Source organism: Paenibacillus riograndensis SBR5, assembly GCF_000981585.1.
GTDB classification, from domain to species: Bacteria; Bacillota; Bacilli; order Paenibacillales; family Paenibacillaceae; genus Paenibacillus_AQ; species Paenibacillus_AQ riograndensis.
The window spans coordinates 7,906,425-7,919,576 of the sequence record NZ_LN831776.1 but is presented as its reverse complement, the minus strand read 5'-3'; the positions used below and the strand labels follow the sequence as shown (position 1 = coordinate 7,919,576).

General features: G+C 46.6%; 13 protein-coding genes. 12 read left to right on the top strand and 1 reads right to left on the bottom strand.

Translation table 11 applies throughout. The annotated features are described in order from the left end of the window. Positions 1–675: 675 nt before the first annotated feature. The 12 genes from rpmH (at position 676) to PRIO_RS33520 (ending at position 12,444) form a co-directional block, all read left to right on the top strand. The gene (gene rpmH, locus PRIO_RS33575; protein WP_019914530.1) at positions 676–810 is read left to right on the top strand and encodes a 50S ribosomal protein L34; all 135 of its coding nucleotides are present in this window, start codon (positions 676–678) and stop codon (positions 808–810) included. Between the two features lie 295 nt (positions 811–1,105). Then, positions 1,106–1,456 (top strand): ribonuclease P protein component, encoded by a 351-nt coding sequence (gene rnpA, locus PRIO_RS33570; protein ID WP_020425731.1) that lies wholly within the window; start codon positions 1,106–1,108, stop codon positions 1,454–1,456. Between the two features lie 86 nt (positions 1,457–1,542). Further along, complete coding sequence (locus PRIO_RS33565; protein ID WP_039785103.1) at positions 1,543–2,460, top strand: YidC/Oxa1 family membrane protein insertase; 918 nt, start codon at positions 1,543–1,545, stop codon at positions 2,458–2,460. After that, positions 2,457–3,191 (top strand): RNA-binding cell elongation regulator Jag/EloR, encoded by a 735-nt coding sequence (jag, locus tag PRIO_RS33560; RefSeq protein WP_020425729.1) that lies wholly within the window; start codon positions 2,457–2,459, stop codon positions 3,189–3,191. The genes PRIO_RS33565 and jag overlap by 4 nt, the downstream gene beginning before the upstream one ends. A gap of 108 nt (positions 3,192–3,299) precedes the next feature. Then, on the top strand, positions 3,300–4,676 hold the full coding sequence (gene mnmE / locus PRIO_RS33555) for a tRNA uridine-5-carboxymethylaminomethyl(34) synthesis GTPase MnmE (protein WP_020425728.1): 1,377 nt from the start codon (positions 3,300–3,302) through the stop codon (positions 4,674–4,676). A gap of 54 nt (positions 4,677–4,730) precedes the next feature. Then, positions 4,731–6,617 carry a tRNA uridine-5-carboxymethylaminomethyl(34) synthesis enzyme MnmG gene (gene mnmG / locus PRIO_RS33550; RefSeq protein ID WP_020425727.1) on the top strand — a complete coding sequence of 629 codons (1,887 nt, stop codon included), beginning with the start codon at positions 4,731–4,733 and terminating at the stop codon, positions 6,615–6,617. 3 nt (positions 6,618–6,620) lie between these two features. Beyond that, complete coding sequence (gene rsmG, locus PRIO_RS33545; RefSeq protein ID WP_020425726.1) at positions 6,621–7,343, top strand: 16S rRNA (guanine(527)-N(7))-methyltransferase RsmG; 723 nt, start codon at positions 6,621–6,623, stop codon at positions 7,341–7,343. A gap of 590 nt (positions 7,344–7,933) precedes the next feature. After that, positions 7,934–8,749, top strand: a complete 816-nt coding sequence (noc, locus tag PRIO_RS33540; protein WP_020425725.1) for a nucleoid occlusion protein — start codon at positions 7,934–7,936, stop codon at positions 8,747–8,749. A gap of 211 nt (positions 8,750–8,960) precedes the next feature. After that, a complete protein-coding gene (locus tag PRIO_RS33535; protein WP_020425724.1) occupies positions 8,961–9,722 on the top strand; it encodes a ParA family protein in 762 nt (253 codons plus the stop codon). Next, positions 9,715–10,557, top strand: a complete 843-nt coding sequence (locus PRIO_RS33530) for a ParB/RepB/Spo0J family partition protein (protein ID WP_020425723.1) — start codon at positions 9,715–9,717, stop codon at positions 10,555–10,557. The genes PRIO_RS33535 and PRIO_RS33530 overlap by 8 nt, the downstream gene beginning before the upstream one ends. A 96-nt stretch (positions 10,558–10,653) precedes the next feature. Then, positions 10,654–11,817, top strand: a complete 1,164-nt coding sequence (locus tag PRIO_RS33525; protein WP_020425722.1) for an aminotransferase class V-fold PLP-dependent enzyme — start codon at positions 10,654–10,656, stop codon at positions 11,815–11,817. Positions 11,818–11,943: 126 nt separating this feature from the next. Then, on the top strand, positions 11,944–12,444 hold the full coding sequence (locus tag PRIO_RS33520) for a DUF4446 family protein (RefSeq protein WP_020425721.1): 501 nt from the start codon (positions 11,944–11,946) through the stop codon (positions 12,442–12,444). On the opposite strand, the gene yyaC is transcribed toward PRIO_RS33520, so the two are convergent. Continuing rightward, the gene (yyaC, locus tag PRIO_RS33515) at positions 12,416–13,024 is read right to left on the bottom strand and encodes a spore protease YyaC (RefSeq protein ID WP_020425720.1); all 609 of its coding nucleotides are present in this window, start codon (positions 13,022–13,024) and stop codon (positions 12,416–12,418) included. The genes PRIO_RS33520 and yyaC overlap by 29 nt on opposite strands. Positions 13,025–13,152: the final 128 nt, after the last annotated feature.

The following is a 13,152-nucleotide window of genomic DNA, read 5'->3' as shown; positions in this document are numbered from 1 at the left end:
AGACTGTCACTCCTTTAAATCTTCCAAATGTGGCGTCAGCCATGAAGTGGAAATGTCGAAGAAAATGGGTTGTTGCGAAATCTTATCCCCAATAGGCAATATATAGAGACAAAAAAATATGGATAAATTTGAATTGTTCACAACTTTATCCACAGCTTGTTGATAATATAGAGAACAAACAAATCTATTCACATTCAAAAGTAATACCATCATAGCAAAACCACCCTTGTTTTTCAATGAGCAGGGCCAATTTATCCACAAATTCAATCACTTGTGTATAAATTTTAAGAACAACACTACATATTGTTGATAATTTGTTCACGATTCGACATATCTCATCGAAGCTCGACTTTTTTTATACACAGGTTGTGCGCAGCTGTGAGTAGTTCATTTTAATTTTGGTCACAGGTGGATAACTGTAAAACGCTGTGGATTATTTTTTTGGGGAATCAGGACTGTGGATAATCGCCATGATAAAGAGGGGACTTGCATGTGGGCGGACAAGGTTGACTTTTGCAGCGATTATGTGTTTAAATGTATAAAGGTGTTTTCTGTGAGGATATGTCTCCATATTAAAATGATAATACTTGTAGATACTGTCCCTACTTCAAGGACGGCTTAGTCCGTTTCTGCTTATATGACAGTAATTATGATCCTGTAAGGGAGGTGCAATACATGAGACCGACGTTCAAACCGAATGTGAGCAAACGCAAGAAGGTACATGGTTTCCGCAAAAGAATGAGCACGAAAAACGGCCGTAAAGTGCTGGCAGCCCGCCGCTTGAAAGGCAGAAAAGTTTTGAGTGCGTAAGTTAGACCACTTAGGGACCACTGCGGTGGTCCTTTTTTAAATGCATAGGGAGGCAATTTATCTGCACCTGCAAATCAATTGCTTCCTTATATGATATGATTTGGCTCTGCAGAGGAATACGCCTAAGTCAGTGTTGGCTATACTTTGCGGGGCTTTTTAATATATGCATGTATCGGGTGTGGCCTGCAAGAGGTATGCAGCAAGAGCTGTTTATGCCGGCTCCCCGATGACTATACTAATTAGAAGATAAAATTTCCGGAGCGCTGTGAATCCGGTCTTTGAATAGGAGATTCCCGTGCACAAAAGTTTACGATTACGAAACCGTGCCGACTTCAGCCGCGTATACCGCCATGGGAAGTCATTTGCCAATCATCAGTTTGTAGTGTACTGGTTCAACCGAAAAGAGGTGGAGCGGTTCCGGCTGGGGGTGTCGGTCAGCAAGAAGGTCGGAAATGCGGTTGTCCGCAACCGGATGAGACGGCTGGTAAAAGAGATCGTCAGGCATCATGAACCGGAAATTGCCGGGGGGCTTGATATGGTGTTCATCGTAAGAAAAGGAGCGCTCTCCAAGGATTATGCCGAGCTGGAGAAAAGCGTGCTGCATGTGCTTCGCAAAGCCAAGCTGCTCAAGGCTTCACGCACGTAATGGGGTCATAAGGGGCTTGTTTATTTGTATTCATAAATATGGTATGATTTACGGTGCAATGGAATGTTTAAGAGAGGGGTTTTGAAGTGTCTCTAATGAAGACTAGACGAGGAAAATGGTTTCTTCTCCTCGGTGTAATGGTATTGATGATTGCTGTTCTGTCGGGGTGCGCTCCGGCGTCAACCGTGACGCACACTACGGAGGATTTGAAGAATGGAGGCTTCTGGCAGAGTAACGTTGTTTATTATTTTGCCATTGCGCTGGATACATTCGCCGAATGGTTTAATGGACAGTATGGTTTCGCCGTCCTTGTAATGGTTATCATTGTCCGTACGCTTATCCTGCCGCTAACGATGAAACAGGTGAAGAGCTCGCGTGCAATGCAGGCCATTCAACCAGAACTCGAAAAAATCAAGAAAAAATATAAAGATACACCTGAAAAGGTGCAGCAGGAAACGATGCGCCTGTTCCAGGAGAACAAGGTTAACCCAATGGCCGGCTGTCTGCCGCTGATTGTGCAAATGCCGATTTTTATCGCGCTTTACAACTCGATTTATTATAACCCGTCTCTGCGAGAGCACTCGTTCCTATGGCTGCAACTCGGCAAGCCCGATCATCTGTTCATCCTGCCTCTCCTTGCAGCAGCCACCACCTTCCTGCAGACCCGGATGATGACCAAGATGAACCCCGTACAGCAGCAGGGGCCAATGCAGTTCATGATGATGGTGTATCCGGTTCTGATCTTCATCATGTCCTACAACTTCCCGTCAGCGCTTCCGCTGTACTGGTTCTATAGTAACCTCTATACCATTATTCAGAACTACTTCTTATACCGCAACAACGACAAGACCAAACTGGCTGTCGCCACTGCCGGTGCCGGTGCAGGTAGTGCCAAAGAAGTCAATCTGGTAAAAAGCAAGAACACTAACGCGCGCAAGGATGTCACTCCAGCTGCGAAAGGCAATAGCAGCAAAGGAAAGAAGGAGGCCAAAAAGTCAAAATGAGCAAAGTCGTCGCGACAGGGAAAACCATTGAAGAAGCTGTAGAACGGGGACTGAGTCAGCTTGGAGTTCACAAGGACCGGGTAACGGTCAACGTACTTGAACAGCCATCAAGAGGATTCCTGGGATTGATCGGTGCGAAAGGTGCCAAGGTGGAATTGACCTTGATTGCCGAAGCGGCACCGGCATCAGCGGCGAGTGCTCCGTCTCTGCCTCAGCAGTCAACAAGAGAGAGCAAACAGGAGGCTGCCGGCGGTGTACCGCGCCAAGATACCGGACACCCGGTGGAGGAAGCTTACCAAGAGGCCGTTCATTTCATTGTGGATGTCGCCAAGAGCATGGGGCTCGAGGTGGAAGTGGAAATCGTTCATGCCAAGGAATCGACAGTTCTGCAGATTGCTGGTCCGGATCTGGGGCTGCTGATCGGCAGAAGAGGACAAACTCTTGATGCTCTGCAGTATCTGGCCAATATTGTGGCCAACCGTTATTCCGATAGTTTTATCCGTCTTGTGCTGGATGCGGAGAACTTCCGCGAACGCCGTAAGAAGACACTGGAGGAGCTGGCTGACCGTCTGGCAGGGCGGGTTGTCCGCACCCGCAAAGAGGTTGTGCTGGAGCCGATGTCACCGCAGGAGCGGAAGATTATCCACTCCAGATTGCAGGATCACAAGCAAGTGAACACGCTAAGCAAGGGCGAGGAACCGAACCGCCGTGTCGTTATCACCTTGAAGTAGAGAATATATGCCGCAATGACTCCTTGACCAATGTAAGGGGTCATTGTTTTTTTAGAATAAAGAACTTGTCAGCTAAGCTGAAGCAGATAAAATTGAGGTGAATAGAGAATGCATAGTGACACCATTGCTGCCGTATCGACGGCATTAGGCGAGGGAGGAATTGCAATTATCCGGGTTAGCGGCCCGCAGGCGATAGCGGAGGTGGCCCCACTGTTCCGCAGCAAGACACCGCTGACAGAAGTGGAATCGCATACCGTTCATTACGGGCATATCATTAGTCCCGGTGATGGAGAGCGAATGGAAGAAGTGCTGGTAACTGTAATGAAGGGGCCGCGTTCTTTTACAACCGAGGATGTAGTAGAAATTAGCGCCCATGGCGGAGTAATCTCGGTACGCAGAGTAATGGACTTGCTGTTGCAGCGCGATATTAGACTGGCGGAACCCGGAGAGTTCACAAAACGCGCATTTTTGGGTGGACGTATTGACCTTTCCCAAGCGGAGGCGGTAATTGATCTGATCCGTTCCAAATCGGACCGGGCTTTTTCGGTTGCCCTCAAGCAGGTTAGCGGCTCCTTATCCGACAAAATTCATAAGCTGCGCCATACCCTTATTGAAATGCTGGCTCATATCGAAGTGAATATTGATTACCCTGAGCATGATGTGGAATCCTTGACTGCCGAATTTATTAAAGACAAAAGCAGTGAGGTTATGGAGGGGATTAACCAACTGCTCAAAACAGCAAATGAAGGAAAAATACTGCGCGAAGGCATCACGACGGCTATCGTCGGCCGCCCCAATGTAGGCAAATCCTCTTTGCTCAATGCGCTTGCCCGTGATAACAAAGCGATTGTGACTGATATTCCCGGTACAACGCGTGATGTTATAGAAGAGTACGTAACCATTAACAATATCCCGCTTAAACTGCTGGATACCGCCGGGATTCGCGAAACCATGGATGTGGTGGAGAAAATAGGAGTCGAACGCTCCAAAGCAGCGTTTAGCGATGCAGATCTGATTCTGCTCGTTCTGAACGCTGCCGATGAACTGCATGAGGATGAATTGGCATTAATGGAACAAATCCAAGGTAGACAAGCACTGGTAATCATGAATAAAATGGACTTACCTTCCCGGCTGGAAAAGGACAAGCTGCTCTCTTATTTCAGTGAATCGAGCATTGTTCCGATGTCTGTGCTGGAGGAGGAAGGTTTGGATAAGCTGGAGGAAGCCATTTCCGGACTCTTTTTTGGAGGCAAACTGGAATCGGGCGACCTGACTTATGTAAGCAACGTTAGACATATCGCTCTGCTCAAAAAAGCATACAAATCGCTGCAAGACGCCTATGAGGCTGCGGATATGCTTATTCCCATTGATATGATTCAGATTGATGTGCGTCTGGCATGGGAACAGCTCGGAGAGATTATTGGTGACACGGCTGCTGATTCACTGCTGGATCAAATCTTTTCGCAATTTTGTTTGGGGAAATAACTGTGCTAGCTAAAGTGCAGCTACTATAAATAGAAGACCTGGGAGGTATCACATATGAGTTATGATGGAGGCAGCTATGACGTAGTGGTCATTGGCGCAGGCCATGCCGGCTGCGAGGCAGCCCTTGCCGCAGCACGGATGGGCTGCCGTACGCTGATGATTACAATTAACCTGGATATGGTGGCCTTCATGCCTTGCAATCCGTCCATTGGCGGTCCTGCCAAAGGGCATGTGGTGCGCGAAATTGATGCGCTGGGCGGCGAAATGGGCCGCAATATTGATAAAACCTTTATTCAGCTGCGGATGCTTAATACGGGCAAAGGTCCAGCTGTACATGCATTGCGTGCACAAGCCGACAAATTCCTGTATCAGCATGCGATGAAGGAAACGATGGAGAACACACCGAATCTGACCCTTCGTCAGGGAATGGTGGAAGAGCTGATTGTAGAGAATGGCAGATGTGCGGGTGTAATTACGAAGACAGGTACAGTGTACCACAGTAAAACGGTCATCCTGACAACAGGAACCTATTTGCGCGGCAAAGTAATCATGGGTGAGCTGACTTATGAGAGCGGCCCGAACAATCAGCAGCCTTCGGTGAGACTTTCCGAGAATCTGCGTGAGCTTGGTTTTGACCTTGTACGTTTTAAGACAGGCACACCGCCACGGGTGCATAAGGATACCATTGATTTCTCCAAGACCGAGATCCAGCCGGGGGACGAGAAACCGAAGTTCTTTTCTTTTGAAACCAAATCATCCGATAATGAACAGCTTCCCTGCTGGCTGACTTATACTTCCGAGGTTACCCATCAGATTATAAATGACAACCTGCACCGGGCTCCGATGTTCACAGGTATTATTGAAGGAACAGGTCCAAGATATTGTCCTTCTATTGAAGATAAGGTGGTCCGTTTCAGCGATAAATCACAGCATCAGATATTCCTGGAGCCGGAAGGAAAAAACACTGCGGAATATTACGTCCAAGGGTTGTCCACCAGTCTTCCGGAAGATGTTCAATTAGCCATCCTACGCTCTATTCCGGGAATGGAAAAGGTTGAAATGATGCGCAATGGTTATGCTATTGAATATGATGCAATGGTTCCAACCCAGCTCTGGCCTTCACTGGAAACCAAACGTCTGCCCGGGCTGTTCACAGCTGGACAGATCAATGGTACCTCCGGTTATGAGGAAGCGGCAGGACAAGGTATAATCGCCGGGATTAATGCGGCACGCAAGGTTCAGGAGAAGGAGCCTGTTGTGCTTGACCGCTCGCAAGGGTACATTGGCGTACTGATTGATGATCTGGTTACCAAAGGAACCAATGAGCCATATCGTCTGCTGACCTCACGTGCGGAATACCGCTTACTGCTTCGCCATGACAATGCGGATCTGCGCTTGACACCTATTGGTTATGAAATCGGTCTAATTCCCAAACAGCGTTATGAAGCTTTTCTGGATAAAAAAGAACGGGTTGAGCGTGAAATTGTACGTCTCCGGGAGACAAAGGTCAAACCTGTGGAGGTTAATGCCGCACTTGCCGAATATGAATCTGCACCTATTGTGGATGGAAGCAACTTACTGACCCTAATGCGGCGTCCGGAAGTTGCCTATAGCTTTGTTGACCTTGTTTCTCCTTCTCCTGAAGGACTTGATGAGGAGATGAAGGAACAAGTGGAGATCCAGATTAAATATGCTGGTTACATCGAAAAACAGCTACTGCATGTTGAGAAGCTGCAGAAGATGGAAAAAAAGAAGATTCCAGATGATATCAACTATAACGAGATTCACGGATTGGCAATGGAAGCACGGCAAAAGCTGACCAAAATCGCGCCTATATCAATCGGCCAGGCATCGCGCATTGCCGGTGTAACACCGGCGGATATTTCCATTCTTCTTGTGCATTTGGAGCACTATAACCGTGTAACGGCAGCGAAAGGATAATCTATGGATAACACTGCAGTGCAGTTTACCGCTTTATTGCAAGCACAAGGAATCACATTATCACCAAAGCAGCTGGAGCAGTTCGAGCTATACTTTTCAGAGCTTGTTTCATGGAATGAAAAAATGAATCTGACAGGCATAACCGAACGCGAGCAGGTGTACATGAAACATTTTTATGATTCACTTTCCCTGGCGTTCTTCATGAATATGGGGGAGGTCAACACACTGGCAGATATCGGCTCCGGTGCCGGATTTCCCGGAATTCCCTTAAAAATCTGTTTTCCGCATTTAAAGCTAACGATCGTGGATTCTCTCAGCAAACGCATTTCTTTTTTACAGCATGTCTGTGACACGCTGCAATTAAAGAATGTGCAGTTGATCCATGGCAGGGCAGAGGATGTTGCACGCCAGTTCATTCACCGCGATGCTTATGACTTGGTTACAGCGCGTGCAGTTGCACGCCTGGCGCTGCTGAATGAATTTTGTCTTCCGTTCACACGTAAAGATGGCTTGTTTGCGGCGATGAAGGGTAATGATCCGTCGGAGGAGTTAACAGAAGCTAAGCGCAGCTTCAAAGAGTTGCGTGCTGAATTACAGAAGGTGGAGTCATTCACACTTCCTGTTGAAGAGTCGGCAAGGCATATTGTTTTCATCCGTAAGACAGGAGCTACACCGGCAAAATATCCGCGCAAAGCAGGAACGCCTGCCAAAGCTCCGCTGATCTGATGTTTCACGTGAAACATTTACCATTCATATCTGGTGTCTACAAAATCAAGCTTCCCATCCTTGGGGGCTTGTTTTTTTGTTTTTCCACCTATATAAATTGAACTTGAAAACATTACAATGAAGGGAAAAGTGGCGGAGGAGAAGTTTGGAACTGTAGGAGCGGTAGCGTCCGCCTTTGTCTGCAGATTTCCACCGTTAATAACGGAATACAATCAAGAAATCTGTAGACAACAGCGGCCGGAAGTCCAAACATTCTCTGGAGTCACGACCAATCCCAATTAGAAAAATCACAAGTTCAATTTATATAGTTGAAATGTAAACAACAGAAAATGCAGGAAAAATAGGTCTCTTTGGAGAATAGGATTATGGACTAAAAAGTGATAGAATAATATAGTAAGACTTTTCATGCGAAGGTGAATGAAGCGCTGGAGAATCTCCAACATACCTGAGGCGATACGGGTATCGCTGCTTCGGAAGCATATGCTCCTTTTGAGGACGGCATAGCCGTTTCTACTTGCTGTACGATAAGCTTTTCGCTAGGCAAGGTCAAGAAGATCGTACTATAACGAAATTAGGTGGTTATGAACGGAATGAAAGAACAATTCACCAAGCTTTTTGGATTTACCGAGCGGAGCAGCGGAGAAGAGGTCAAACAGATCCCGGTTCATGAGGTCATCAGCAGTCCATATCAGCCAAGGACGATTTTTGATGACGAAAAGATAGACGAGTTATGTCAGACTATCAAAACTCATGGGGTTATTCAGCCAATAGTTGTTCGCGTGCGTGATTCCCTGTATGAGATTATTGCCGGAGAACGCCGTTGGCGGGCAGTTAAAAAGCTGGGCATGGAAACAATCCCGGCCATTGTTCGTGAGTTCAATGATTCCCAGGCTGCTTCTATTGCTCTAATCGAAAATTTGCAGCGTGAGGGTTTGACCTCAATCGAAGAGGCTATCGCTTATCAAAAGTTAATCGATCTTCATCAGTTGACTCAAGAAAGCCTGGCACAGCGGCTTGGCAAAAGCCAATCAACGATTGCCAACAAAATTCGCTTGCTGCAGCTCCCTGAACAAGTGAAAACAGCATTGATGGAAAGACAAATCACGGAACGGCATGCGCGTTCACTGTTGTCGCTGGACAGTGTAGAAATGCAACTGAAGGTGCTGGGTGAAATCATTGCCAAAGGGCTGAATGTGAAACAGACAGAAGCCCGCATTGCCTTTTATAAAGAAGTTTCAAAGACTAAAAAGTCAAAACGGGTTTCCTACACGAAGGATGTTCGTCTCGCTCTTAATACAATTCGCCAATCCATAGATATGGTTACTGGTTCGGGAATGGAGATTAAAACCTCCGAAAATGACCGCGGCGACCATTACGAGATTGTTATTCAAATTCCAAAGAGATAAATGGTTTAAAAAGCTGAAGGCGGCCCTGAGGTGATTGGCCGCCTTTTCTGTGACCTGAACCGGCGCCTCTTGCCAAAAGATCAAACATGAAGCTAATCCTGTAAATTTGCCTATATTTCTCGTAAATTGATGCCACAATTCAACAGGCGATTGCGCCGTTACAACTCATGACCTACAAGATGATTCTTTCTAACAATTCGAGGTGAAATTAGTGTCCAAGATTATTGCCATAGCAAATCAAAAAGGTGGTGTCGGTAAAACAACGACCTCTGTCAACCTGGGTGCCGGAATGGCTACCTTAGGAAAAAGAGTGCTTCTGGTTGATATCGATCCACAAGGAAACACTACTAGCGGCGTTGGCATCAACAAAGCGGATGTAGCAAATTGCATTTATGATATTCTTATTAATGAAGCAAATCCACAGGAAACGATATTGGAGACCCAGATCGAAGGTCTGCATATTATTCCGGCAACGATTCAATTGGCAGGTGCAGAGATTGAATTGGTGTCTACCATTTCCAGAGAGCTGAAGCTGAAGAAAGCATTGAATGCGGTCAAGTCGAATTACGATTATATTATTATCGATTGTCCACCTTCATTGGGCATTCTTACCATTAATTCACTTACAGCTGCAGATTCTGTGATTATTCCAATTCAATGTGAGTATTACGCCCTGGAGGGTCTAAGTCAACTATTGAATACTGTACGGCTGGTTCAGAAAAATCTCAATCCTCATCTGAAGATAGAGGGAGTTCTATTGACGATGCTGGATGCCAGAACGAATCTGGGGATTCAAGTTATCGAAGAAGTGAAAAAGTATTTCCAGGAGAAGGTCTATAGAACGATTATTCCTCGTAATGTGAGATTAAGTGAAGCCCCATCACATGGACAATCGATAATTACGTATGACAATCGCTCTAAAGGAGCGGAAGTGTACCTAGAGTTGGCAAAGGAAGTGATCTCTTATGAGTAAGCGTTTAGGGAAAGGTCTAGATGCATTAATACCATCCTTGTCAATCAACGAAGATGATAAGGTTGTGGAGATACCTTTAGGGCAGTTGCGGGCGAACCCCTATCAACCGCGGAAGGATTTCAATGAGGATGCGATCCAAGAGCTGGCTGAATCGATAAGACAACATGGAGTGATCCAGCCGATCATCGTCCGGAGTGTTCTGAAGGGTTATGAAATTATCGCCGGTGAACGCAGATTCAGGGCATCGCAGTATTGTGGAAAAGCAACAATTCCTGCTGTTGTACGAAGTCTCAGCGATCAGCAGGTTATGGAAATCGCACTAATTGAGAACCTGCAGCGCGAAAATCTTAATGCGATGGAAATTGCCGTAGCTTATCAAGGGCTGATGGATCAATTTGCGCTTACCCAGGAAGAGCTTTCACTAAAGGTGGGAAAATCCAGATCGCATATTGCTAACTTTTTACGTCTGCTGTCCTTGCCAGAAGAAGTGAAGGAATATGTTTCACGTGGAACAATTTCTATGGGGCATGCTAGAGCTATTGTAGCGCTGAAAGATCCTGAAACGGTTAAACAACTGGCAGAGCAATGCGTGGAACAACAATGGAGTGTTAGAGAACTGGAAGAGGTTGTGAAGAACCTTGACCGCAAACCCGCCGGAGCGATTAAAGCGAAAGTTGTGAAACGTGATCCATACATTGATAATGTAGAAGAACAATTGCGTGAAAGATTTAAGACGACAGTAAAAATAAAACAGGGCAAGGAAAAAGGGAAAATTGAATTGAACTATTACAGTGCCCAAGACCTGGAAAGGCTGTTGGAGTTATTGGGTAATTGATATGGATATCTTTGTCTGAAAAACATATCCTGAGATATCCCTTAAAACGGATATGGAGGGGTATGTTTTTTAAAATTATAAGGTAAGGGTGAGGAGATGGAGGAGCTCGTTTATTTGGATCATGCGGCAACATCATGGCCGAAACCGCCTGAAGTTGCCGCGGCCATGATGGATGCGTTGCAAAACTCCGGTGCAAATGCCGGACGTGGAAATCATTCGCTGGCGATTGGGGCAGGACGGGTGATGGTGAGAGCGCGGAACAAACTCGCTGAACTATTTTCTGTCTCCAATGCCCAGGATATTGCCTTTACCCAAAACACCACAATGGGGCTAAATATGGCTATACAGGGTACACTTCAACCAGGGGATCACGTGATTACTACAATGACGGAACATAACTCCGTGCGCAGGCCTTTAGAATTTTTACGCCAGACGTTGGGCATTTCTATTGATTATGTGCAGGTAGACCCTGAAGGGCAGGTGGACCTGCTTGAACTGCAGAGAACCTTTAGAGCTAACACCAAAATGATGATATGCAATCATAGTTCAAATCTGCTGGGGAGTATTCTGCCAATTGGGGAGATCGGTGATATTGCCCAATCTAAGGGTGCCTTGTTTCTGGTGGATGCGGCTCAAAGCGCCGGTTCTTTAACCATTGATGTAAAAAAAATGAATATAGATCTGCTTGCCTTTCCTGGGCATAAAGGTCTGCTGGGTCCGCAGGGGACAGGAGGACTGTACATCGCGCCTGAACTGGATTTGATCCCGCTGATGCAGGGAGGAACCGGGAGCCAGTCGGAAAATAGCGGACAGCCCACTGTCCGTCCTGACCGCTATGAGGCTGGGACCCAAAACGGGGTGGGCATAGCCGGACTGCTGGCGGGAGTGACCAAAATAATGTCGCTCGGACCGGAAAATATTCACCGCCAAGAATGGGAGTTAACTCAGAAATTGATGGAGGGACTGTCCGTTATTCCTGGAATCCGGCTGCTCGGGCCTAAAATGGGTTCAGAGCGGAGCGGGATCGTATCCTTCGTGGTTGAGGGGCAGGATTCGGCTGATATCGCTCACCGTCTGGACCGTAGATATAATATTGCGGTGCGGGCAGGCATGCATTGTACTCCGCTAGCTCATAAAGCCGCATATACATTAGAAAGTGGAGCCGTGAGAGCAAGTGTGGGCGTTACTTCGACAGAAGAGGAAGTTGACCGGATGATAGCTGCCATGCTGGAAATGTACGGCCACACAAGTGTAAGATGAGATGCAGTGGAAAACTGGACTGTCCTTTGTTAAGAAAAGTAAAGCATTATTATTAAATAGAAGATGGATGATGTAGTGCGTGCAAACAGGTGGGTTCTTATATCTATACAGAAGGATGGTTCAACCATGTCGGAGTTAAATGAAATTATTAGTGAGCAGCTGTCAATGTTTATCATGGGTTTTGCGCTGATCATCGTCGTGCTGGCAATTGTATTGATGATACAGGGAACGAAGATCCGCAAAATGCGGCGGAAATATGAAGCTATGATGAACGGCAATGGAATTGAAAATCTGGAGAGTTTATTGATCGATCTCAAAAATCAGGGGGATATGCTGGAAGAAGTTCAACGCGAGCAAAAAACAATAATCGAGGCAGCACAGGTCAAACTCCGCGGCATGAAGTCAAAGGTTGCGGTGAAACGGTACAATGCTTTTGGAGAGCGGGGGAATGACCTGAGCTTCTCGCTTGCTATCATTGACGACAACCGCAGCGGTGTAGTCTTGACCAGTCTGCATAACCGCGAAAATTCGTATATCTACTCTAAACCGCTGGAGGGCGGGGAATCGCAGTACCCGCTGTCACCCGAGGAAAAGGAAGTTATCGCTCTTGCGTCGCAGCAGAACTAGCATGGAGATTCCATTGTTTTAAGGCGGAATAGAGACTGGAAGCAATGATATCCGACAATCGCATGACCAGACTTAACCTTGTATTCTGCAGGACGAAGTACTCCATAAACCCGCCGACATTTACAATTCCGGTGAGATGAATATCTCCGACAGGGGGAAGCTGCTTATTCACCCCGGCTCCGGGCCTCAGCGGACCATCAACTACCTGAATGCAGCCGACACTGGCGGAATGGCCCAGGCAGGCATCGATGCCGATGATGAATGGGTTGTTGTGCTTTTCGTGAATAAGGGTAAGGGTTTCTTCTAAATTTACAGCGTGCACAGGCTCGTCTAATGTCCCGTATAAATGAAATAGGGGGCTGTGGAAGCGGGCCAGTGCAGTCCCGACAAGGGGCCCGAGCGAATCGCCTGTAGAACGGTCTGTGCCCACACAGACGATAATGATGGGTGTGTCCGCATTGGTGCGGGAGAAATGAAACAGCAGCCGGTGCGTAATGGCGGAATAGATATTGGGATCAGCATGTGATATTTTTAAGCAAGACGGTTCCGGCAAAGGGACAGCTTTCGAAGAAGAATTCATATATGATCTTCCTTTCTAGGCGGAGCAGATGTAAAAATACCAGCAAGGTTAGCAATTGGCCTATCAGCTTGATAGCCTGCTAATGTTCCTAGTATATGGATGAAAAATGTTTTTTATACTTCGCGGAA